This is a genomic window from Pseudomonas sp. RIT-PI-q, assembly GCF_001297125.1.
Classification (GTDB): domain Bacteria; phylum Pseudomonadota; class Gammaproteobacteria; order Pseudomonadales; family Pseudomonadaceae; genus Aquipseudomonas.
Genome location: NZ_LHPC01000017.1, coordinates 115261 through 137863, shown reverse-complemented (window position 1 = coordinate 137863; position 22603 = coordinate 115261). Strand labels below are relative to the sequence as shown.

Annotated in this window: 24 protein-coding genes; 13 read left to right on the top strand and 11 right to left on the bottom strand. The window is 57.7% G+C overall.

The window, feature by feature from the left end; all coding sequences use genetic code 11:
* Window positions 1–22: 22 nt before the first annotated feature.
* From AEQ67_RS04490 to AEQ67_RS04480, 3 genes are all read right to left on the bottom strand, one after another.
* The gene (locus AEQ67_RS04490) at window positions 23–397 is read right to left on the bottom strand and encodes a DUF2784 domain-containing protein (RefSeq protein WP_059402686.1); all 375 of its coding nucleotides are present in this window, start codon (window positions 395–397) and stop codon (window positions 23–25) included.
* A gap of 60 nt (window positions 398–457) precedes the next feature.
* Entirely contained in the window at window positions 458–1333 is an 876-nt protein-coding gene (gene dapA / locus AEQ67_RS04485) for a 4-hydroxy-tetrahydrodipicolinate synthase (protein ID WP_059402685.1), read from the bottom strand.
* A gap of 283 nt (window positions 1334–1616) precedes the next feature.
* On the bottom strand, window positions 1617–2552 hold the full coding sequence (locus tag AEQ67_RS04480) for a sensor domain-containing diguanylate cyclase (RefSeq protein ID WP_059402684.1): 936 nt from the start codon (window positions 2550–2552) through the stop codon (window positions 1617–1619).
* Window positions 2553–2711: 159 nt separating this feature from the next.
* On the opposite strand from AEQ67_RS04480, the gene AEQ67_RS04475 reads away from it, so the two are divergent.
* Genes AEQ67_RS04475 through AEQ67_RS35935 form a run of 3 tightly spaced genes read left to right on the top strand, consistent with a single transcriptional unit; the run spans window position 2712 to window position 3940 of the window.
* Window positions 2712–3410 carry an AzlC family ABC transporter permease gene (locus AEQ67_RS04475; RefSeq protein WP_059402683.1) on the top strand — a complete coding sequence of 233 codons (699 nt, stop codon included), beginning with the start codon at window positions 2712–2714 and terminating at the stop codon, window positions 3408–3410.
* A complete protein-coding gene (locus AEQ67_RS04470; protein WP_177333631.1) occupies window positions 3410–3721 on the top strand; it encodes an AzlD domain-containing protein in 312 nt (103 codons plus the stop codon). The genes AEQ67_RS04475 and AEQ67_RS04470 overlap by 1 nt, the downstream gene beginning before the upstream one ends.
* 60 nt (window positions 3722–3781) lie before the next feature.
* Window positions 3782–3940: a hypothetical protein gene (locus AEQ67_RS35935; RefSeq protein WP_177333628.1), complete on the top strand. Its 159-nt coding sequence runs from the start codon at window positions 3782–3784 to the stop codon at window positions 3938–3940.
* A gap of 877 nt (window positions 3941–4817) precedes the next feature.
* Here AEQ67_RS35935 and AEQ67_RS04465 read toward each other — a convergent pair.
* Together AEQ67_RS04465 and AEQ67_RS04460 are read right to left on the bottom strand one after the other, a co-directional pair.
* Window positions 4818–5045 carry a DUF6555 family protein gene (locus AEQ67_RS04465; RefSeq protein ID WP_059402681.1) on the bottom strand — a complete coding sequence of 76 codons (228 nt, stop codon included), beginning with the start codon at window positions 5043–5045 and terminating at the stop codon, window positions 4818–4820.
* Window positions 5046–5235: 190 nt separating this feature from the next.
* The gene (locus tag AEQ67_RS04460) at window positions 5236–5508 is read right to left on the bottom strand and encodes a hypothetical protein (RefSeq protein WP_059402680.1); all 273 of its coding nucleotides are present in this window, start codon (window positions 5506–5508) and stop codon (window positions 5236–5238) included.
* Between the two features lie 568 nt (window positions 5509–6076).
* Here AEQ67_RS04460 and AEQ67_RS04455 point away from each other — a divergent pair.
* The 5 genes from AEQ67_RS04455 (at window position 6077) to AEQ67_RS04435 (ending at window position 11082) form a co-directional block, all read left to right on the top strand.
* Window positions 6077–6493, top strand: a complete 417-nt coding sequence (locus tag AEQ67_RS04455) for an organic hydroperoxide resistance protein (protein WP_059402679.1) — start codon at window positions 6077–6079, stop codon at window positions 6491–6493.
* 261 nt (window positions 6494–6754) lie between these two features.
* Window positions 6755–7210 carry a pentapeptide repeat-containing protein gene (locus AEQ67_RS35845; protein WP_059402678.1) on the top strand — a complete coding sequence of 152 codons (456 nt, stop codon included), beginning with the start codon at window positions 6755–6757 and terminating at the stop codon, window positions 7208–7210.
* A 353-nt stretch (window positions 7211–7563) separates the two neighbouring features.
* Window positions 7564–7875: a hypothetical protein gene (locus AEQ67_RS04445; protein WP_059402922.1), complete on the top strand. Its 312-nt coding sequence runs from the start codon at window positions 7564–7566 to the stop codon at window positions 7873–7875.
* A gap of 372 nt (window positions 7876–8247) precedes the next feature.
* Window positions 8248–9597: a GntT/GntP/DsdX family permease gene (locus AEQ67_RS04440; RefSeq protein WP_059402677.1), complete on the top strand. Its 1350-nt coding sequence runs from the start codon at window positions 8248–8250 to the stop codon at window positions 9595–9597.
* Between the two features lie 159 nt (window positions 9598–9756).
* The gene (locus AEQ67_RS04435) at window positions 9757–11082 is read left to right on the top strand and encodes an OprD family porin (RefSeq protein WP_059402676.1); all 1326 of its coding nucleotides are present in this window, start codon (window positions 9757–9759) and stop codon (window positions 11080–11082) included.
* 440 nt (window positions 11083–11522) lie between these two features.
* On the opposite strand, the gene AEQ67_RS04430 is transcribed toward AEQ67_RS04435, so the two are convergent.
* Window positions 11523–13223, bottom strand: a complete 1701-nt coding sequence (locus AEQ67_RS04430) for an amidase (protein ID WP_059402675.1) — start codon at window positions 13221–13223, stop codon at window positions 11523–11525.
* Window positions 13224–13500: 277 nt separating this feature from the next.
* On the opposite strand from AEQ67_RS04430, the gene AEQ67_RS04425 reads away from it, so the two are divergent.
* Entirely contained in the window at window positions 13501–14151 is a 651-nt protein-coding gene (locus AEQ67_RS04425) for an HNH endonuclease (RefSeq protein WP_059402674.1), read from the top strand.
* A gap of 20 nt (window positions 14152–14171) precedes the next feature.
* Window positions 14172–14837, top strand: coding sequence for a hypothetical protein (locus AEQ67_RS04420; RefSeq protein ID WP_059402673.1), 666 nt, complete (start codon window positions 14172–14174; stop codon window positions 14835–14837).
* Window positions 14838–14922: 85 nt separating this feature from the next.
* On the opposite strand, the gene AEQ67_RS04415 is transcribed toward AEQ67_RS04420, so the two are convergent.
* The 5 genes from AEQ67_RS04415 to AEQ67_RS04400 all read right to left on the bottom strand — a co-directional run bounded on the left by AEQ67_RS04415 (window position 14923) and on the right by AEQ67_RS04400 (window position 18723).
* A complete protein-coding gene (locus AEQ67_RS04415; RefSeq protein WP_059402672.1) occupies window positions 14923–15405 on the bottom strand; it encodes a hydrolase in 483 nt (160 codons plus the stop codon).
* A gap of 126 nt (window positions 15406–15531) precedes the next feature.
* Window positions 15532–16998, bottom strand: coding sequence for a DUF726 domain-containing protein (locus AEQ67_RS04410; protein ID WP_059402671.1), 1467 nt, complete (start codon window positions 16996–16998; stop codon window positions 15532–15534).
* Window positions 16999–17211: 213 nt separating this feature from the next.
* Window positions 17212–17970 carry a class II aldolase/adducin family protein gene (locus AEQ67_RS04405; protein ID WP_059402670.1) on the bottom strand — a complete coding sequence of 253 codons (759 nt, stop codon included), beginning with the start codon at window positions 17968–17970 and terminating at the stop codon, window positions 17212–17214.
* Window positions 17971–17999: 29 nt separating this feature from the next.
* Window positions 18000–18131 (bottom strand): hypothetical protein, encoded by a 132-nt coding sequence (locus AEQ67_RS36645; RefSeq protein ID WP_442965629.1) that lies wholly within the window; start codon window positions 18129–18131, stop codon window positions 18000–18002.
* Complete coding sequence (locus AEQ67_RS04400) at window positions 18100–18723, bottom strand: HD domain-containing protein (RefSeq protein WP_152974798.1); 624 nt, start codon at window positions 18721–18723, stop codon at window positions 18100–18102. Before AEQ67_RS04400 ends, AEQ67_RS36645 begins: the two co-directional genes overlap by 32 nt.
* A gap of 141 nt (window positions 18724–18864) precedes the next feature.
* On the opposite strand from AEQ67_RS04400, the gene AEQ67_RS04395 reads away from it, so the two are divergent.
* From AEQ67_RS04395 to AEQ67_RS04385, 3 genes are all read left to right on the top strand, one after another.
* Window positions 18865–19560, top strand: a complete 696-nt coding sequence (locus tag AEQ67_RS04395) for a Crp/Fnr family transcriptional regulator (RefSeq protein ID WP_063854414.1) — start codon at window positions 18865–18867, stop codon at window positions 19558–19560.
* Between the two features lie 412 nt (window positions 19561–19972).
* Window positions 19973–21601 carry a flavin-containing monooxygenase gene (locus tag AEQ67_RS04390; protein ID WP_059402669.1) on the top strand — a complete coding sequence of 543 codons (1629 nt, stop codon included), beginning with the start codon at window positions 19973–19975 and terminating at the stop codon, window positions 21599–21601.
* Window positions 21602–21690: 89 nt separating this feature from the next.
* A complete protein-coding gene (locus AEQ67_RS04385) occupies window positions 21691–22521 on the top strand; it encodes an SDR family NAD(P)-dependent oxidoreductase (protein ID WP_059402668.1) in 831 nt (276 codons plus the stop codon).
* Window positions 22522–22603 lie beyond the last annotated feature (82 nt).

Below are 22603 nucleotides of genomic sequence, written 5' to 3'. Positions count from 1 at the left end.
GCTGCCGAAGGCTGCGATCTTTTTAGACAGCACGGCGTAAATTCCACTGCTTGATCACTCGAAGATAGACCAGCACGTTGAACACCAGCACCACACCGGCCAACCCTAGCTGAATAGCGGGAGTCAGCCCGGCCGGATAAATGATCGGCCACACGTAATGTTCAATAAAACCGCCGCCGTAGCCGGTTTGCCCGGCCGCATGGCGCATACGGTTTTCCCAGTCCGTCAACGGGCAGATCAGGTGGAAGACTTCTACTGATACGCCCCATACAGCGGCAGGCAGGTGCCACCAGATCAGGTGGCGCCATTTGAGCACCAGCAGCCCGCCGAACAGCACGAACAATATGAACAGCAGGTGGAACAGCACCAACCCGTCGGCGGCGATTCGGTAAAGCATGTCGCCTCCCTGATGCGCTCTGCGAATCGCTCCATGGTACTCGGGCTGGTTGCCGGCGCTCTATCGATTGTTGCGGTTCAGCGCCGCGAGCACGTCCTGCAAACGCGCCACCATAGTTTCGCTGCTGCGCTGCATCGGCGCGCGCAGTTCGTCACCGATCAAGCCTTCAAGGGCCAGGGCGGTTTTCACCGGAGCGGGGTTGGGTTCGATGAACAGGCTTTGGATCAGCGGCAGCAGCTCGAAGAAAGTCGCGCGACCGGCCGCCAACTGGTTGTCGCGCAGCTGTTGATACAGCGCCACGAACCGTTCGGGATGGACATGCGCCGAGGCGGCAATCGCGCCTTTGGCGCCCAGGCACAAGGCGTTGAAGATCTGATGGTCTTCACAGCACAGCACGTCGACGTCGCCACTGGCGAGCAGTGCCAGGGTGTTGGCCTGATTGCCGCCGCAATCCTTGATCGCGACGATGCGCTCATGGCCGACGATGTTGAGCAGGGTCGCCTGTTCAAAAGCTACGCCGGTGCGGTAAGGAATGTCGTAGAGAATGATCGGCACGCTGGAGGCATCGGCGACTGTCTTGAAAAACGCTTGGAGGCCAGCCTGGGAAGGGCGGATGTAATACGGCGGCGGCACCAGCAAACCGGCCAGCGGGCGTTTGAGAATTTCGCTCTGAAAGTGCAGCAGTTCGGTCAGGTTGTTGCCGGCCAGGCCCATGACCACGCGTTGCGCCGGCACCTGTTCCAGCACGGCGTCGAGCACCGCCAGTTGTTCCTGTTTGCTCAGGGCCGCCGCTTCCGCCGTGGTGCCGCAGACCACAAGGCCATCGACGCCTTTTTCCAGCAGGTGAGCGACCAACCGCCGCAACCCGACGAAATCGATGGCGCCGTTATTAAACGGTGTAACGAGTGGAACCCAGATACCTTGAAACGATGACATGCACGTTCTCCTGATGGTTGACCGAATTCGTCACCGTCAGAAGCGTAGTAGGCAGTAAGCAAGGGGAGGGTGGTCCGTCGCGCTCAATGTCCTGTCAGCTCATCTGACGGGACAGCGCGCCCCGGTCACATGAGCGACTGTTTCTTCGATTTGAGGGTGCGCGCAACACAACCTTGCGCCTTGGCAATCGAGCCAATGACGTTAGTGTTGAGGTTGAAGGTTGCGCACATGTTGCTGACACCCTGAATGAGGCGCTCAGTTTTAAAAGCCGGCGCGGCGTTTGTCAATTGCGAAAATCAGCGAACTCGGCGCGCATCCGGCCATTGCGCTTGGCTTGATAGAGCAATTTATCGACCTGTTCGACGAATTCCAGTGTCGTTGCGTGCAGCGATGCGGTGGTTGTAGCGACGCCCAGGCTCAGGCTGAGCAGGGGCGACACCGCAGAAAATTCGTGAGGGATCTGCTGCTGGCGAATCAGGTGCAGGCATTTGTGCGCCACCAGCCTGGCGGATTCGGCATCGGTTTCGGGCAGCAGCCAGACGAACTCTTCACCACCGATCCGGGCGATGAAATCCCGTGGCCGGTTGGCCGCCAGCGACAGCGTCTGGGCCACACGGCGCAGGCATTCGTCGCCCTTGATGTGCCCGTAGTGGTCGTTGAACTGCTTGAAGTAATCGATATCCAGAATGATCAACGACAACGGCGAGCCCGTGCGCTGGGCACTGGTCCATTCGCGTTCGAGCACGGTGTCGAACATGCGTCGGTTGGCGATGCCGGTCAGCCCGTCCTGGAATGAATACTCTTCGAGCTGCTTCTGCAGGCGTTTCAGGTGTTCTTCGGTTTTCTTGCGCTCGCTGATGTCGAACATGAAGCCCACCAGCGCTTCCACTTCGCCGTCCTTGCGCACCACGTGCACCACATCGCGAATCCACACGTAGTCGCCGTTGCGGGTCAGCGCCCGATAGTCGGCCTCGTGGTCCACGCCGGCCCGGGATTGCGAGACGCAGAATTCCACCACGTAGTCGCGATCATCCGGGTGCATGCGTTCGACCCAGTCATTTACACCGACCCAACTGTCCTGCTTCCATCCCAGCAGCCGTTCGATCTGTGGGCCGATGTAGCTGAAGGTCCTGGTTTTCCAGTCGATCCGCCATGGAATCGCCTTGGTCGATTCAAGCAGGGTTTTGTAGACGTCGCTGTCGGTTTCGACTGAGCTCATGCGTGGCCGGGCCTCAAGGAAAAATACTGCGCCATCATGTTGCTACTATTGCGACGAATCAAGCGTGCAGCCGATGAATGGCAAACAGCGCAAGATTGTTCAAGCCATCGGCGGCGACTGCTGGCAGAGTCTGAGGTCTTTCCCTGGTTGTAGAGCGTTATGTCCAACTCACTCATGCCGCGCAGTGCGTTTCTTCGCGGCGCCGCGGCGATCATGCCGTTGTCCCTGGCGACTGCGCCCTGGGGATTGCTGGCCGGTTCCATGGCCATCGAGGCCAATCTGACGCCCCTGCAAGGCCAGGGCCTGTCGAGCATTGTGTTTGCCGGTGCCGCGCAACTGGTGGCCATCGGCATGCTCAAGGGCGGCGCCGGGATTTTTTCGATTCTGCTGACGACCTTGTTGCTGACCTCCCAGCATTTGCTTTACGGGATGAGTATGCGTTCGGTGATTTCGCCATTGCCGGGGCGCTGGCGCGTAGGGCTCGGGTTCTTGCTCACTGATGAGCTGTTCGCGCTGACCAGTCAGCATGACAAACAGCAGTTCAACCGCTGGTATGCGTTGGGTGTCGGCCTGACGTTTTACATCGCCTGGAACCTCTTTACGCTGGCTGGCATCGTGTTGGGCAGCAGCATTCCGGGCCTGGAGCATCTGGGGCTGGATTTCTCCATCGCGGCGACCTTCATCGCCCTGATCACCCCGGTAGTGCGCAACGTGCCGACGGTGGTGTGCGTGGCGGTTTCGCTGTTTTGCTCAGTGTTGTTCAGCTACTGGCAATGGGGCTCGGCGCTGGTGCTGTCGGGGTTGGCGGGCATGACCGCAGGCTTTGTCTGCAATAAGTTCTATGGGGGGCGGTCATGATCGTCTGGGCTGTGATTATCGGGATGGGTGTGCTGGTTTTTCTCAACCGCTATGTGTTTCTCGAACCGCGACTGCCGGTGCGGCTGAGCAGCAATGCGCGGCAGTTTTTGGGTTTTGCGGTGCCGGGCATGTTGACTGCGATCTGTGGGCCGATCGTGTTCATGCCGGACAAGCAGTTGAATCTGCAGTGGGATAACCCGTATCTGCTCAGTTCGCTGGTGGCAGTGGGGTTGGTGCTTTACACCCGCAATACCTTGCTCAGTATGTTGTTGAGCATGGGGTTTTTCTTTTTGTTGCGTTGGTGGCTGTGAGTCGTTGGCGGTGAAACTGTTCTACGCTTTAAGGAGATCCCTTCAGGAAGAGAGGCGAACATGGCAAATGATCCGAAGCGTCCTGACCAGGATGAAGATGTGGATGAACCTACGGAAGAAGAGATCGAGCGGCAGAGGCGTTCGATACCGGACTGGAAACATCCTGACGATGGTAAAGAGTTATCAGACCGGGACCAGGAGCGTCCGCTGAAGCCCTGAGTTGGTCGGGGCTTCTTTGGTTGGGGGCATATCCATTTTTTTGGGTGTGGCGGCTATGGGTTTCGCCCTTACGGCGAGTCACTTGGAAAAGCCCCAAGTAACCAAGGGCTCTTGCCCCTTTCGTTCGGTGCCTCGCTGTGGCTCGGCATGCCCTCGCTCCGGTCCTGCTCCGTGGGCCCGCCGCCATCGGCCATCCATGGCCGGGGGCGGTGCGTCAAAATCAAAAGCACGGCGGCCTACGGGCCGGCCTGATTTCTGCGTATGCATTCCCCTGTAGGAGCGAGCTTGCTCGCGAAGAACGTCAATGATGGCGCGTGTTAACAGGGTAAACGCGGTGCCTGTGGGTCTATCGCGAGCAAGCTCGCTCCTACAGTGGGTAGTGTTTCAGATGAGCAAGATCAAAAGATCGCAGCCTTCGGCAGCTCCTACATTGACCGTGTGCGACGCGTTAATCCGCGTCACACACACCCCCGTAGGAGCTGCCGAAGGCTGCGATCTTTTGATCCTGCCGTTGCTTTGCTTTGCTTTGCTTTGCTTTGGCTTTTGATCTTGATCTGTTGCCCCTTTCCCAGAGGCCGAACGCAGGCGTTGCGTAGGGGGCAACCCGGCATGGATGCCGGGTTAGCCGCCCCCGGCCATGGATGGCCGATGGCGGCGGGCCCCCGGAGCAATGCCGGAGTGAGGGCATGCCGAGCCTAAGCGAGGCACCGAATGGAGGGGCAAAGCGTTTTGGTTCCTTTTGGGCGTTTGCAAAAGGGACTCGCTGTAAGAGCGAAACCGCCAGCCGCCATAACCGCAGCAACGGATATGCCCCCAATCCCAAAACATTAAAAGTAAGCCATCGAGCAGGGCTTTATTGCGAAGGCAAAAGTTTGAATCAGATCGAAACATTCCAGCGAATCTGCGTAATCCCCAATCGCTGAGCCTGAACCCGCGCCGTTTCGAGGCTCGCATGTGCAGCAATTTGCCGCCCAGCCCGCGGATAAGCATGCGCAGAAGCCGAATGGATGGCCTCGACATCTGAAAACTGCACCGCCAACTTGAAAAAATGCTGCCGCACCCCCTCAAACAGGTAATGCACCGCATAAGGAACGAGTTCACTCATATATTCCTCCAGACGTCGGCAGGACATGGGCTCAATAGTCGAATAGGGAACTCAGAGAAAACTGCGGCGCAAACAACGTGCCGAAATACGAAAGCTGAAAAAACACGAGGCTCAATGAGCCTCTGCTATTGAGAGTGTGCCGACTTCAGGTTCGTTCAGTTCTTTTGCTGAACAGTCCCCGCGCATCGTTTCAAACGTCTTCCAGCGACACGAAATCAGGGTGTTCGGCCCGATAACCCAAGGTTTTGTCGATCCAGGCGTTCAGCTCGTTGACCATGACCGGAGGTTTGCCCGGATAGCCTTTGAGGGTAGAACGCAGGAGATTGTTGATATCGAGAATTGAACGCAGGTTTCGGGTTTGTATGTATTGGCTGATAAAACAGTCGAGCTGGAAGTGTTCTGTCGTCGATAGATAAACGCACGCCAGACCACCGACTTGATTAATTGCATAATCGTCGCGCAATTGGGTTCTCTGCAAGGCTTGTAGTTGTTGGGATTTCCTTAGTTTGCTGACTCTTTGGTCAACTGGGTGATGCCGAGGGAAACGCGGCGCGCATGCTATCCGTAGTTATTCTAAAAGTATGCATGGTGGCCCCAAGTGTCAGACAGGCGGTTGACGCGCTTATGGATGGAACACTATACAAGTGTCTCTTTGTTGAAACACTGTGTGTAACGTTGAAGTGCTGAGTATTTATATATCGTTGTTATTTATGTCTGTATTGCTGTCGATATCGATAACCTCATCAATCAGTGATCCCCGCCGAACAATCGGCTCCCGGTCCGGCTGGCGGCCAGGGCCACGTTGTCGAGCAACGACGTCTATATTGAGAGATCCAGTCCGCTTCTGCGTCGTTCCATCGAGCAAGATGGGCTGGTCGAAATTGTCACGCATGCGGTGAAACCGAGCCTGATCCGATGAGCAGGCGGTTTTCTGGTTCACCTGAGTTGAATAAACGACCTCTTTAAATCATCCGACGCTGATCGGATGCGTTTTAAAGCCAGTTTTTTGCAATTTCAATCAGGAGATCATCATGAAGCAACTCGACAAAGTACTTTACACCGCCAAGGTCCATACCACGGGCGGGCGGGATGGCGCATCACGCAGCTCCGATGGTCGTCTCGACGTCAAGCTTTCATCCCCTGGCGCCCCGGGCGATGGCACCAATCCTGAGCAGTTGTTCGCCACCGGTTGGTCCGCCTGTTTCATCGGTGCATTGCAGGTGGCGGCCGGTCAAATGAAGATCAAGCTTCCGTCGGACCTGAGCATTGACGCCGAAGTTGACCTGGGCACGAACGCAGGCGGCTACCTCGTGCAGGCTCGCCTCAACATCAGCCTGCCGGGGATGGATCGCGAAACGGCTCGGGCGCTGGTGGATAAAGGGCACGAACTGTGTCCGTACTCGAAAGCCACGCGGGGCAACATCAACGTCGAGATCAACCTGGTCTGAGCGGGCGCTCGACGCCTAAACGGTTTCTGTCAGCGCAAGGGTGAAGCGCAATGCTCCATCCTTGCGTGACGACTGAGATTATCTATTGAACTGGTCCGTGTAGCTGCCGCTCATGGCATCGGACGCGACTCTATCCGAGCCCACGCCAACGCGAGATGCATACGCGAGACGAGAGGCGCCCACACGTTCAGAGCCATCGGCTGCCAGTCGATTGGCGCCTATGCGATCGGAACCATCAGAAGCCACCTGACCGGCACCGACATGATCGGAGCCATCAGAAGCCACCTGACCCGCGCCGACATGATCGGCGCCATCGGAGGCGACCTGACCGGCACCGACATGATCGGAACCATCGGAGGCCACCTGACCCGCGCCGACATGATCGGCGCCATCAGAAGCCACCTGACCCGCGCCGACATGATCGGCGCCATCAGAAGCCACCTGACCGGCACCGACATGATCGGCGCCATCAGAAGCCACCTGACCGGCACCGACATGATCGGCGCCATCGGAGGCCACCTGACCGGCACCGACATGATCGGCGCCATCGGAGGCCACCTGACCCGCGCCGACATGATCGGCGCCATCGGAGGCAACCTGACCGGCACCCACATGATCAGCGCCGTCCGATGCCACCGCAGGGACATTTCCAGCCCAGGCACCCGTCAGGACAGTTGGCATGACGACCGTTGCCGCGACTGCGAGTGCAACACCTGAAAAAAACTTGAGTTTCATGATCTTCTCCAGCACCCGTTGGTCACGAAACAATCGAGCACAGCCCATCATCTGATCCTGGCAACACGATTCATTCGGCTCGGGATTACATACGTTGACGATTGGCACGGGTGCACCGCACAGGCGCACGGGTGTCGACGTATTACATGACGCGCGGAAAACCAACTGAAGCAGTATAGGTCGACAACCCTGCCTCCGAAACTGCTTCACGACCGCCCGTAACCCTGCCCGAGGGTTGGCTCACGTTTCGCTATTCTTGACGACACGCACCGCAAGAGTTGTCGACTATTTGGCCGGCGGCCTACAGGGTTGTACGTTGAATAGAGGATGCCATGATGAAGATGTTACTGATGGTCGAATGCCCTAATGAGCCCTTCAACTCCCTGATCAAAGCCGGGACGGTGGGCGAGGTTATTGAGCGCATCCTGGTAAGCATCAAACCGGAGGCGGTGTACTTTACCGAGCAGGATGGTAGGCGCGGCGGGATCTTTCTGGTCGACGTACAAGACTCATCCGATATCCCCGCTTTTGCCGAACCCTTTTTTCTCAACTTCAACGCCACCTGCAAATTTCGCATTGTGCTGAGCCCGGAGGATCTGCAAAAGGCCGGTCTGGAAACCCTCGGGCAAAAGTGGGCATCCATTTAAGCCATAACACAACCGGTGTAGCAGCTGCCGAAGGCTGCGTTCGGCTGCGCAGCAGTCGTGAATCCTGAAAACCCGGTGGGTCTGACGGACCGCGTTGGCTGATTTTACGACTGCTGCGCAGCCGAACGCAGGCTTCGCCAGCTGCTACAAAGTAGGCATTGCGGCTGAAATATCGCTTCTCGGACCTGACCGAGCGGGGCAGAGATGATGTAAATCCGCCTGACCGAGTTTCAAAAACCACGACTGCCCATGCCTCTGTGCGACAACCCTTATCCCTCTACGAAAATTACTTTCGCCTCGTTTGATAATCACGCCTCGAAATGTTTTAAGAGTTTCACAAATTTTCGACGTGACCCTCTCGAGGAGTACCGCATGACCCTGTCCTTCGGCTATTGGCTGCTGGTGTATGCCGCCATCGCCATCATTGCGCTGATCGTGCTGATCGCCCGTTACCGACTCAATCCGTTCATTGTGATTACCCTGGTCTCCATCGGCCTGGCCTTGCTCGCCGGGATGCCGGCGTCCGGGGTGGTCGGCGCGTATGAGGCCGGCGTCGGCAAGACCCTGGGGCACATCGCGCTGGTGGTGGCGCTGGGCACCATGCTCGGCAAGATGATGGCCGAGTCCGGGGGCGCCGAGCAGGTGGCGCGGACCTTGATCGCCCGCTTCGGCGAGAAAAACGCGCATTGGGCGATGGTCTGCATCGCCTTCCTGGTTGGCCTGCCGCTGTTCTTCGAAGTCGGTTTTGTGCTGCTGGTGCCGATCGCCTTTACCGTGGCGCGGCGCGTCGGCGTGTCGATTCTGATGGTCGGCTTGCCGATGGTCGCCGGGCTTTCGGTGGTGCATGCGTTGGTGCCGCCGCACCCGGCGGCGATGCTGGCGGTGCAGGTCTATCAGGCGTCCGTGGGGCAGACCTTGCTCTACGCGATTCTGATCGGGATTCCGACCGCGATCATCGCCGGTCCCTTGTACGCCAAGTTCATCGTGCCGCGCATTCAACTGCCGGCGGAGAACCCGCTGGAGCGGCAGTTTCTCGACCGCGAACCGCGCGACAGCCTGCCGGGTTTCGGCATCACCATGGCGACCATTCTGTTGCCGGTGGTGCTGATGCTGATCGGCGGCTGGGCCAACCTGATTTCCACGCCGGGCAGCGGTTTCAACCAGTTTCTGTTGTTCATCGGCAACTCGGTGATTGCCTTGCTGCTGGCGACCCTGCTGAGCTTCTGGACCCTCGGCCTGGCCCAGGGTTTCAACCGCGAATCGATCCTCAAGTTCACCAACGAATGCCTGGCCCCGACCGCCAGCATCACCTTGCTGGTCGGCGCGGGCGGCGGCTTGAACCGGATTCTGGTGGACGCCGGCGTCACCGACCAGATCGTCAGCCTGGCCCAGGTCTTTCACTTGTCGCCGCTGTTGATGGGCTGGCTGTTCGCCGCGTTGATGCGCATCGCCACCGGTTCCGCGACGGTGGCCATGACCACCGCCTCGGGGATTGTCGCGCCGGTGGCCGTGGGGTTGGGCTATCCGCATCCGGAGTTGCTGGTGCTGGCGACGGGCGCGGGCTCGGTGATTTTTTCCCACGTCAACGACGGTGGTTTCTGGTTGATAAAAGAGTATTTCAACATGACCGTCGCCCAGACCTTCAAGACCTGGACGGTACTCGAAACCATCATCTCGGTCGTCGCTTTCGGTCTGACCGTGGGCCTCTCTTACCTGATTTAGCTCATAGAGCGTTAACCGCTCGAACACTCCGATCGCTTGCGAAATTCAATGCTCATGGTCACCCATCGGGCGCGTCATTGTGCGCGCCGGTGTTGGGTGCCAGTGGCGGATAGCGGTCGTTTAAAACTCATAAAAAAGATAAAAACACTGGAGCACCGTATGTTGAAGCGAGCAATCCCCACCGCATTTTTGCTGGCCACCGGTTCGCTGTGCGCACAGGCAGCAGACTCTGTCGCGCATGGTTTTCTGGAAGACAGCAAAGCCAGCCTCTCGATGCGTACCTTGTATTTCAACAGCGATAACCGCGACGGCAGCGCTGATCCTTCGAAAACCGAGGAAGCCGCGCAGGGTTTTGTGCTGCGCTATGAGTCCGGATTTACTCAAGGCCCGGTCGGGTTCGGGCTCGATGCACAGGCTCTGCTTGGCGTTACATTGGACAGCGGTGCCGGCCGCCACGTCGGTAGCGGCATGATCCCGACTGACGGCGACGGTGCGGCTGATGCCTGGAGCAGTTTCGGCCCCACCGCGAAGATGCGTATCGCGAAGACCGAGTTCCGCTACGGCACGCTGCTGCCCAAACTGCCGATCCTGCTGTCGAACGATGCCCGTGTATTGCCGCAATCGTTCACCGGTGCGCAGGTCACCTCGAACGACATCGATGGCCTGATGTTAACGAGTGGTGTGCTTGAGCATGCGGTCGGTCGCGCCTCGACTGATCGCACCGGTCTGTCGGTGGCGGGCAGCACTCAGGACAGCAACAAGTTCTACTTCGCCGGGGGTGACTACAACCTCACCAAGGACCTGAAGGCTCAGTATTATTTCGCGCAATTGGAAGACTTCTACAACCAGAACTTCTTTGGCCTGACCCACGTTCTGCCCATCGACGGCAAAAGCTCCTTTACCACCGACCTGCGTTACTTTCGCACCACGTCAACCGGTGCAAACAGCTCCGCTGCGGGCAGGGCCCAAGGTTATCGGGTCTCGGGTTACACCGATGACGACAATGGTGAAATCGACAACAACACCTGGGTGGCGATGATCACCTATGCCAACAGTGGTCACGCGGTGTCGCTGGGGCATCAGCAAGTGGGGGATGGCAGCAATTTCGTCCAGCCCAATCAGGGCAGCCTGGTCGATAAAGGCGCGGGCGGCGGCAGCGTTTACCTGCCCACCGACCGCATGATCCAGAGCTTTGCGCGTGCGGGTGAGCAGACCAATTTCGGTCAGTACAGCTATGACTTTGCGCCTTTGGGCATACCGGGTTTGAAAGCCACTATCGCGTATTTGAAGGGGACGGACATCAAAGCCCGGAACGCGGCGGATCAGTCTGAGTGGGAGCGTGATATGACGCTGGATTACGTGCTGCAATCGGGCGCGCTCAAAGGCGTTGGTTTTAGCTTGCGCAATGGTAAGTCGAATACTGACGCTGGGCGCAACGTGGATCAGAATCGCTTTATCATCAACTACACGCTGTCGTTGTTGTAATCGACCGGGGCTGGCCGGGGGTTTGGGGGTGTATCCGTTTTTGTGGTTGCGGCGCCGATGGAGGTGGTCACAGGTTGACGGACAGGCTCAGGGCGTGAAGGGGCGGTGCGTCAAAATCAAAAGCTGAACGCGAGCTAACGCACGACCTGTAGGAGCTGGCTTGCCAGCGAAGGTCGTTAACGATGACGGCTTTCAACAGGATAAACGTGGCGTCTTTGAGTCCTTCGCTGGCAAGCCAGCTCCTACAGGGGATTGCGTACACCTGTAGGAGCTGCCGAAGGCTGCGATCTGTTGATCTTGCCGTTGCTTTGCTGTTGCTTCAGATCTGCCGCCCCTTCCCCAGAGGCCGAACGCAGGCGTAGAGCGAAACCACCAGCCGCCGTTACCGCAGCAACGGATATGCCCCAATCCCACCCCAAACGTATCTTGGCGTTCAAAAGCTACAGCACAGGCGTCCGAGGCGGAATCAATCGCTTCGAACCAGTCGCCTCAAACGCCGAAGCAAAGCGCAGCAGCGTCGAATCGTCATAGGCACGCCCAGCAAATGTCAGCCCCACAGGCATACCGATATCGGGCATGACACCCATCGGCACCGTGACCGTAGGAACGCCCAAGTGCCGGATCGCAAGGTTGCCATTAGCGACCCACACGCCGTTACTCCACGCAATATCCGCAGACGCCGGATCGACATCGGCATTCGCCGGGCCAACATCGGCCACCGTCGGGAACAGCACCGCATCGAGCCCGAGCCGATCCATCCAGTCCTCAAGATCAATGCGCCGGGTCTGTTCAAGCCCGCGCAGGCCGTCAGGCACCGTGGTGATCTGGTCCCACGGCGTAATGCCGCGCTGGGCCATCTTCACATACTCGTCCATGCCGGCCGCAAGGTCGTCCTCACGGTTGGGAAGCGTCCCCGGGTCGTGGGGGAAAATCAGCGGTCCGTCGACGTCCGCCAGGCGATTCAATTTGGGATCGCCATTGGCCCGCAGAAAATCATCGAACGCCCAGGCCGACAGGTCCCACAACTCATGATGCAGGAACTCTTTCGACACCAGGCCACGGGTAAACACGGTCGGCGCACCGGGACGATCACCCTCGCAATTGGAGACCAGCGGGAAATCCACTTCGACCACTTCCGCACCGGCGGCTTCAAGTGCCTTGCGAGCCTCTTCCCAGAGCCCGATCACCGAAGGGCGAGTGATAATCCGCTGGCCCGTCGGACCACCGATACCCGGCGATTCAGACGTACCGGCCTCGGGGTCCGCATTGATGTACATGCGGGGCACGCCGAGACGCTTTCCGACAAGTGCCTCGGGCTTCGCGGCGAGTTCCTGATAGGACGCGGGGCGCACCGATGCGACACTCGGAATCGGCACCCAGGGTTGCAGTCGCCACAGATCGCCGCGGGTGTCGGGATCTTCCGCGACCACCACATCGAGCACTTCGAGCAGATCGGCCATGGTTCTGGCAAACGGCACGACAACGTCCATCGTCGTCGTCAGCGGCCAGTTCCCGCGCACCGAGATCACACCGCGCGAAGGCGTATAAGCGCACAGACCATTGTTCGATGCCGGACCGCGTCCGCTCGACCAGGTTTCTTCAGCCAGGCCGAATGCCGCGAAACTGGCGGCGGTCGCCGTCCCTGCGCCGTTCGATGAGCCCGAGGCGAAGGGTGCGGTGAGATAGTCAGCGTTGTACGGGCTCTCCGCACGGCCGTAGACCCCGCGCTGCATGCCGCCGTTGGCCATGGGCGGCATGTTGGTCTTGCCCAGGCAGATTGCTCCAGCGGCGCGAAGCCGTTCGATGGTGAACGCATCGCGATACGCAATCAGATTGGCGAAAGCGGGACTTCCAGAGGCTGCCGTCAACCCCTTCACCAGATAGCTGTCCTTGGCCGTGTAAGGGATGCCATCCAGCGGCCCCAGCGTCTCGCCCTTGGTCCGACGGGCATCGGAGGCCTGTGCTTCCTTCAACGCTTCGGGGTTGCGAACCACCACTGCATTGAGGGCGGTGGGCGTGTCGGGACCGTCGTAGGCATCGATCCTGGCGAGATAAGCCTGGACCAGCTCAACCGACGTTGTCTGGCCGGCTTCGAGCGCCGCACGCAGTTCGGCAATGGAAACTTCGGTGACCTCGATCATGCTGTTACCACCGGTTGCTGAAGGGGGATGTAGTGAGTGGTTCCTTCACGTTGTGTCTTGGGTTCAGGGACATCACTTATCTCAAAATGGGTTCGCATAACGGTTCTACCTTAAGCACGTTTGTTGCTGAACAAGGGGCGAGGAATGAGGCAAAAAAAAGGTTCAGGTTTAGCGACATAGTATCGACCAAACCAATCCAGTAGTTGTAGCAGTAAGTCTGTCTGCGCAAGACTATGTTCAAGCGAATGTCGTCTCTATTGGCAAAAGGAAAGGTCGAGTGTTTAAAGATCAGGTCATCGAGCGGTTTCACCAGGAGTTCGGCAACCCGGACCGAGTCAGATCAAAAGTCACCGCCTTCAATGCCGGAGCGCTTGGAGTCGTTGTTCAGACTGACCAACCCAATCGCGAGGATGCTGCATTTGTCTGGCTGCCATACCCACCAGACGATCAACCCGTCCCGGAAATTGCCCTGGAATACGCAGGGGACTCAGGACGACATAGCGGCACCTATGCTTCTGCGGGCCTGGAAAAAGGACAGCCAGCGCTCAAGTTGATAGTGAGATCCGATGCTGAACTCAATGACGTAGTGGCTTATATCAAGGCCCATACCAGCAATGCTACTTTGCCTGCGGTGAAGGCAACACCACGGGTTGCCACACTCGAAGCTGGCACCGAAGGCACCTTGATCCCCGTCGATTTGAACAGTATGCCCGCCCCCAAGCCTGTCGCTCCCCGCCGGGAAGCAATCCCGCGGGCCGTGCAGCGTGAAGTCTGGCAAAGAGATGGCGGCGCGTGCGTTGAGTGTGCATCGCGACAGCTGCTGTGTTTCGACCATATCGTCCCGTTTTCCCTGGGCGGGAGTAACACGGTCAGAAACCTGCAATTACTCTGTGAACCTTGCAATCTGTCCAAGGGTAATCGGATCTAGTGACTCAGGAGGGTAGGTGGATGGACTTTGCGCATCAGCAGGTGTTGGTGGGGGAGGTGTTTGAAGCGGTCTGCGCTCGCTCGCCCTTGGCTGGAAAACAGATGATCGACCTAGGTTCGTTTAGCGTGCTGTTCGAGGGGGAAACGCCGGCCTCGGTGTACCGTTTGTCTGCCGACAACGCCACCCATGACTTCGCCGCGAAGGCGAAAAAGCTCGGCTTGCCAGGCGTCGTCCGACTGTTGGCCGACTATGGTGCCGTCGCGCTCTATCACGACGACGCCTTCAATCCCGATTACCTGTGGCTGGCCCACCTGGAACATCTGGAAGTTCTGCAGGCGTACCCCGTTCAGCAAGCTGCCGTCGCGCGACTTTTGCTGCATCTGACCGACAGCGACGACGGCGACTTGCTCGCTACGCCGCAAGAAAAGCACGCTCTGTTGGCAAAGCTCGACGATGTCCCAATCGAGGCTTGCACACGACAGGCCGTCGAAGCCATGCGATGCCTGTTTCCCGAATACATCGCGCATAGCGACATCGCCATGGATCTTGGTGCCAGCAACTTCATGATCCGCGCAGCGACAGGCGACTTGGTGTTGAGTGATCCAGTCAGCGGGCTTTGCAATATTACAGATGAGCGCCATGAGCGCCTGTTGGTGGAGGGGATCGTGGTGGAAATCCAGGAATAAGTGAAGGGGCCTGGCTTTTCCAGGCATCACCAACGTAGGGCGACCGCGATGAACAGGAAGACCCAGAGCGGATAGACTCCTCGTCCTATTTGAATGCCCTGCGTAAATCATCAATGACTTGGGTGATCGAAGGTCCCTGGATTGCCGGTGGTTCAGGGCGCTCTCCAAACTCGCGCCAGATGAACAGCGTCAGTTCCGCCCCATCGGTCAGTGACTGGGCATTTTCGTTTGTGGCGAAGGTTTCCAGGAGTCTGTATCGCGCATCCTTCCAGAAAAGTTCTTCAACCCAGTGATAGACAGGAATGAAGTGGAAGTGGATGGGATAACCCGGATCGTGACCGAATCGACTGATGTAGAGCCATTTCGGTTTTAGCTGCGACTCAAGGGTTTTCTGGATTGTTGCGAGCAGGCCACCCAACTCCGCCAGCGCCTCGCCCGCAAGTTCGGCCAGCGAGCTGACGTGAGCCCTCGATCCCAGCATCAGATAACCAGGAAGCGCGGACGACATATGATGATTGAGTATCCAGTGCGCAGTTTCATGGATGATGAATTGTGCTGCTACTTCCATGTGGCGGTGTCCATCATTGATCGGCTACAGAGAATATCAAGGCATCACGGTAGTGTCCGTTTTTGACCGATCGTTGCCTGTTGCGAAGAGGGGGCACTCGCCCCCTTGCTGACGTTGGCGATAGCTTTAGAGCAGCCCTTGGTTATTCAACTTCAAACGCGCGTAGAAGAGAATTGCGACAGCTGGAATCAAGGCCGAATAGCCTGGTTTCACCGCGCTTTTCAGATTCGTGACAGCTGCCCTGATGCGCTTGGTCGAAACCAGATTAGTCAGGGTTGGCAGTGCCGATGCAGCTTCAAGCACTAATTCCTTGCTCCCACTGGTCGAGGCTGGGGTTGTCTTACGATACTCGGGCGCAGGTGCCTCAGAGGTCGAGAAGTAGGACGTAACGGTCAGGCTTGCTGCCAGAGCATCAACCTGCGCGAAGTAACCTTTCTCGGACATTGCATCCAAATGCTGGGCAATGTCCTGCTTTGAAGCGAGCACATGACCCTCACCGAAAGAAGAGTGGAAGCACTTGCTGATCAGCAGCTCCTCCATCTCAATCACCCTCACACAATCGTGCAACTCGCTCTCCAGATCGTAATGTTCGGCCAGCATGAGCAAGATCTGTACGTACTTAAGACCGCGTCCACGCGCCAGATTGATCAGGCAGTGGCCGCCCAATAGTTGGAACTCCCTGGTCAGCAGATACAGCGAATGGTCGGTTTCAAGGGTCGTCCAGCTACTGCTGCGCAGGTGTTTGGCGACTTGGCTGCGGATTCTATCGCTGGTCAGTTCGAGCAGGTCGTATAAAAAGTGGTCGGCCACGACGGGGTCAGGATTCTTGATGATTGGAAGGGGCTGACTTGAGACGGGGAGGCCACTTTTGTAGCCATGGAAGCCTGATGCCCGCAGTACCTGCTCCAGATGCGACCAATAGTCGGTATGACCGAAAGACGCCATTCGTACGTTTTTGCAGTTGGGAACTGGCCGGCGACCTGCGCTGCTTTCCCCAGCATTCAACCGCAAAATGTCATCGTCTTTTGAGTAAGCATTGTAGAGCTTACAGTTTGTGCGCTTGCGGATGGCTCTGGCGTCGTTTCCCGACAGTTCGACCGCAGCAGCCATCAAAAGCACATCGCCAATGTCGAGGTCGTTTTGAGTTGGCTTGTCCAGCAGATCGAGTAGTGCACTCACCACTACCCGCCCGCCAAGCGAGTGTCCGACTAGATTGACCTTCGAAACGTAGGGATGATGTTTGAGAAGGTAGCTCTCAAGTTGTGAGATCAGGGTCTTGCCCATGTCTGTGGCACGGTTGCGACTGGTGTTGAAGTGTACGGCGCGATCGACCACTGCTGCCGCTGTGCCTGCCAGGATGTTGAACCGGGCGATCGCTGACACACCACTGCTGGATAACTTGTCGAACTGGCTCCAGTGCCCCGACGGCCAGTAGGCAAAGATGTTGATGCAGTTGTGCAGGGATGACGGGATGTGCTTGCGCAGCGCACACCGGTCTTCTATGTCGTGGCCGGCTGAGTAGCCGTGGATGAAGACGTTTGCGACCTCCCCGGAGCAGTGGGGGAGGGTCGTAAATTTGAACGGGTGGTTCACGCAACGTCCTTGTCTGGGGTTGTAGATGAGTGAATGATGGCATCGGGCTATTTTCTTGTAAACGGATGCTTGGACAGTAAGCAAGTGTCCCAGGAAGTGGCGATGCGGTGATAGTGGTCCGAGCCTTCTGTAGTTCCTGGAGATGGCCCAAATTGAAACGGGCCAAATCCAGGGGAACCGATCGAATAGCGCAAGCGTGCGCCCCGGCGTCCATTACATCCGATAGCTATCGTCGATGCGGTCAAGCTTACGCAGCAGGGCCGGCCAGACGAACATACCGCCCAGTCCTCCTGTTTGATAGCGCGACGCCTCCTCTACGCCTTCGATGATGTGAGGGGCAACCACCGTCAACTCGCTCCCGCCGGACTGCGCGGCAAGCTGGATCTGGCAGGTCGTCTCGAAGCCGTACATCCCGAGGAACGCATCGGCAATCGTCGGCCCCACGGTCAGCAATCCGTGATTCCTCAGCATCAGGAATCTCGCGTCGCCAAGGTCTGCTGCCAGGCGAGGCTTCTCGTCGTCGCGAAGCGCAATGCCTTCGTAGTCGTGGTATCCGAGCGATGCCAACACGACCGTCGATTGCTGCGAGATCGGCAGCACGCCCGCCTTCTGGGCACTTACCGCCACGCCTGCGCGGGTATGGGTGTGCAGAACACACTGGACATCCTCACGCGCTGCATGAATCGCGCTGTGAATCACAAATCCGGCGCGGTTTACCGGGAAAGGCGAGTCGCTGACCTTGTTGCCGGATTGATCAACCACAATGAGCGATGATGCAGTGATCTCGTCGAACAGCAACCCATAGGGGTTGATGAGGAAATGGTGCTCGGGCCCGGGAATCCGTGCGCTGATGTGGGTAAAGACCAAGTCTGTCCAGCCATACAGCGCGACGAGTCGATAGCAGGCGGCAAGATCACAGCGCAGCTGCCATTCTTCCTGGCTAACCACGTCCTGCAGTGATGGGATATTCATAGCGTTTCCTTTTTGTATGGACGTGATGTTCAGGCTGCGTCGTTATGCCTGTGTCTCTTTGCATTACCAATGTCGTGCAAGCGGCATAGGTTCGACGCACCTTGCTCCAGCATCTCGATTAATGCTGTTTCATCCACGACCGACCCTCGGGAAAGGCTGATCAGTATCCCCTTTGGCCGCCATTGGCGGAGTGCAGTTGCAGTTGCGCCGCTTCGCCAGCACGCGGCGCAACATAGGTTCGAACACACTAAGTGGAAGAGTCTCGGCGTCCGGGTCGAATGCCTTGCTGTCGTAGAGTTCGCAGAACTCTTCGGTGTAAGCGTAGTGCGGGCTGTCTTTGAACATTTCGCGCATGTTCCTGTCCGCACCGAGGTGATGGAAGTAGTAGTAGCCCTGGAAAATGCCATGGTTCAGCACCATCCAGTGGTTGGCTTCACTGACAAAAGGCTTGAGTATTGCGGCTGCAATGTCGGGATGATTGGACGCGAAGCCGAGCGTGTCCCCGATGTCATGCAGTAGCGCGCAGACGACGTATTCTTCGTCACGCCCATCTTGAAGCGCTAGAGTGGCCGTTTGCAGCGAATGGGCGAATCGATCGATGGGAAAGCCGCCGCAATCTCCCTCAAGCAAACGAAGGTGAGCCATCACGCGGTCTGGAAGTTGTTTCGAGGAGGCAAGGAACTCGTTACTGATCAGTTGCCAGTCTTTCTTGGTGCTATTTTGAAAACTGGTGAAGGTTGCACGACTATTCATGATGGCTCCGAGGTCGGGTTGGAGTCTGCTCGACATTGGCAAGCAGGCCTGTGAAGCAACATTCTGCCGACCTGCTCGAAGCCGAACTGCAAGAAATCTTGCAATCCTTGGATCTATCCAGTCAGGAAAGGTTGACGTTTGATGTACTCCGTCCAGGACAACTTGTTCACGCACATGTCTAAAGCGCCGTGGTTCGGGGCGTTGGACCTGCAGGAACGAAAAGTGCTTCTTTCAGAAGCCACACCATTGCACTTTGGGCCAGGCGAATACGTGTTCCGCCAAGGTGATCGCCCTGACGGCTTCTATGCCGTGGTCCAGGGGGCCGTGAAGGGATCGACGTTGCTGGAAAATGGTAAGGAAGCCATTCTGGGAGTGCTTGAACCGGGAATTTGGTTCGGTGAAGCGTCGATGATTGATGGCCTGCCAAGGTCTCATGACGCAACGGCGCTCAACGATTCAAGGGTGCTTCGTATCGGCATGGAAATCTTTACTGACCTGATGCTGCGCAGCAGTTTCGCTCGTTCGATTGCACTGCTGCAGGCGACGCGCATGCGTTCCCTCTATGAATTGATCGAGGACGCGATGTTACGGTCAACCAGGGCCCGGGTCGCGCGTCAGCTGCAAAGGTTGGCGCGAGCAGATACGGCGGCAAGCGGCAGTGGCTGCCATGTCATCGCCATTACTCAAGAGATGCTGGCAATGATGCTCGGCATCACACGCCAGACCCTTGCGCTGGAGATCAAGGAGATGGCCGCTCGAGGCATCCTTGCCATTGAATATGGACGGATCAGGATCAGGTCGATGGATGCTTTGAGGGAAATAGAGCAAAACACTTGATTGCAACCAGCACGACCTTGTGCGGTGTCGCGGATACAGTTCTCCCGATTCAAGTCTCATTGTTGGCACGAACCAGGTCAGCTATGCCGTCCGGCCACCGCCGACCATGTAATGCGCACCCCTGAAGCGCCACCGGTGACGATGGCGACTTTACCCTGCAGATCGGACATGTGTACTCCTCAGGAAACAGGGCTCAGCACTTTTGTACTCATTCTTGTTCTTTTCGCCGGGTGGGCCAGGCAGCAAGTGCCTGAAGCCATATTCATTACCGCTTGTTGAGATACGCCCCCTCCAAGCGAGGGGGACGGCATTGGATTGCATCGTATAAAACAGACCCGCACGCCATGAAAGTTCATCGGGGCGATTCGCATCCGTAGGGCGGTTGGCTTTTTTCGAACAAGGGGTGATACGGATGGAAAGGATTGATGCGATCGTCGTGGGGGCGGGGTTTTCCGGCCTCTATATGCTTCACCGTTTACGCGAAGAAGGCTTGTCCACCCGCGTTTTCGAGCTCGGTGATGACGTCGGCGGGGTTTGGTATTGGAACCGCTACCCCGGCGCCAAGTGCGATATCGAAAGCGTGTATTACAACTACACCTTTTCCCCGGAGCTGCTCCAGGAGTGGACGTGGGAAAACCGCTATCCCGATCAACCCGCCATCTTGAAATATCTCAATCATGTGGCGGACCGCTTTGATCTGCGTCGGGACATACAGTTCAAGACGCGCGTCACCAGTGCCCATTACGACCAGAAGAGCAAAAGGTGGCTGGTGCAGACCGACGACGGCAAGACGGTCTCGGCAAAGTACTTTATCTCCGGCGTGGGTTGCCTCTCCTCGTCCAACACGCCGAAGTTCAAAGGGCTGGATAGCTTCCAGGGCGAATGCTTCCATACCGGTAGCTGGCCGCATGAGCCGGTGGACTTCAAAGGCAAGCGCGTCGGCGTCATCGGCACCGGCTCAAGCGGTATTCAGGCCATCCCGGTCATCGCCAAACAAGCGCAGCATCTCTACGTATTCCAGCGCACGCCGCAATACACGATACCGGCAGGCAATCGTCCTTACGACGAAGCATTCATTCGCGACACCAAGGCGAACTACGGCGCGATCAAACAGCAAATGCTGCAGTCCTGGTCAGGCACCCCCAAAAAGCCGCCGGAACGTTCGGCATTGGACGCGACCGAGCAAGAACGCCGCAGTGCCTATGAAGCCGTGTGGCAGGACGGCGGTCAGTTGTTGTCAGCATTCAAGGATCTGATGACAAATCTGGACGCCAATGCGACCGCAGGCCAATTCATTCGCGACAAGATCGGCGAGATCGTCCGCGACCCTGCGGTCGCTAAAGCGCTGACGCCTTCTTACGTCTACGGCACCAAGCGCCCGGTGCTGGACACCGGCTACTACGAGACCTTCAACCGTGACAACGTCACCCTGGTGGACGTGAAAAGCGCGCCCGTGGTGGAGATTACGGCCAACGGATTGCGCACCACCGAAGGCGACTACGAATTCGATGCCCTGGTCTTTGCAACCGGCTATGACGTCGTTACCGGACCGCTGTTCAGGCTCGATGTTCGTGGCAAAGAAGGCGTGGCGCTGAAGGATAAGTGGGCCAATGGCAGCAGCATCCAGACCTATCTCGGCATCGCCACTTCCGGCTTTCCGAATTTCTTCATGATTACCGGCCCGCAAAGCCCGGCCCTGTTGAGTAATAACGCGATCTCCATCGAGCAGCACGTCGAATGGATCACCGACTGTATCCGTTACCTGCGCGAGCACAAGCTCGAGAGCATCGAAAGCAATGTCGAAGCCGAACAGGCATGGAGCAAGCATTGCAAGGAAGTCTCGGACGCGACCCTGTTCTCGCAAGGCGAATCCTATTGGACGGGGGCGAACATCGAGGGCAAGCATATGACATTCCCTGTCTATGTCGCGGGTGTCGGCGTCTATCGCGGGATCTGCGACAAGGTCCAGGCGAATGGCTATGAGGGCTTCTCCCTCACACCTTACCCCGCCAATGCCAATGCAGAGGCGGTACAGGCCTGAGCGTGAATCATAGTTGCCTTGACTCAGTTACGCGGGAGGGTCCACCACCGCACTGCGAACAAAAATAAGTATAAGACGTGGAAACCAACATGAAGCAACTGCACAACAAAGTCGCCGTGATTACCGGCGCCGCCAGCGGCTTCGGCCGCGAACTGGCCATTGCCTGCGCCAAAGAAGGCATGCGCCTTGCGCTGACCGATATCGACGAAAAGAACCTGCAAGGCACCGTCGAACTGCTACCGCCAGGCACGCAAGCGCTGACGATGAAATGCGATGTCGCCAAGGCCGAGCAGGTCGAGCAATTGGCAGTGGCAACTTACGAACGCTTCGGCGCCGCGCACCTGCTGTTCAACAATGCCGGAGTCTTTGTTGGCGGCCCATTGTGGACGGCTACAGAGCAGGATTGGGAATGGATGCTCGGCATCAACGTAAAGGGGGTTGCGAATGGCATCCGCAGCTTTGTGCCTCGCATGCTGGCACAAAATGACGACTGCCATGTCGTCAATACCGGGTCGGGTGCCGGGCTGACGTCGGCGCCAGGTCTTGGTATCTACTGCGCGGCAAAGCATGCGGTGACAACGATCTCCGAATGCCTGCAGCTTGAATTGCAGGAACAAAACGCGACGATTGGTGTGTCGTTGTTATGTCCACTTTTTGTGTCGACGGGGATTGCCGATGCTGCGCGCAATCGTCCGGCCGAACTCGGCGCGGTCAATCCGGCAAATGCGAAATACGAGGACAGGTTACGCAAGGCAACGCAGGCAGGCACGCTCAGCGCCGCCGACATCGCGCGCATCACGCTCGACGCGGTGAAGGAAAACCGTTTCTACATCCTGCCGCATCAAAACATCAAAGGTTGGGTTGAAACGCGCATGCGCGACATTCTTGACGAGCGCAGCCCAAGCAAAATTTCAGGCTGATACTCAAGGGATTACACATCACCGAAGGCGAGTACCCAGTCGACGCCCTCGTCTATCCAACCGCCTATGACACCGTAACGGG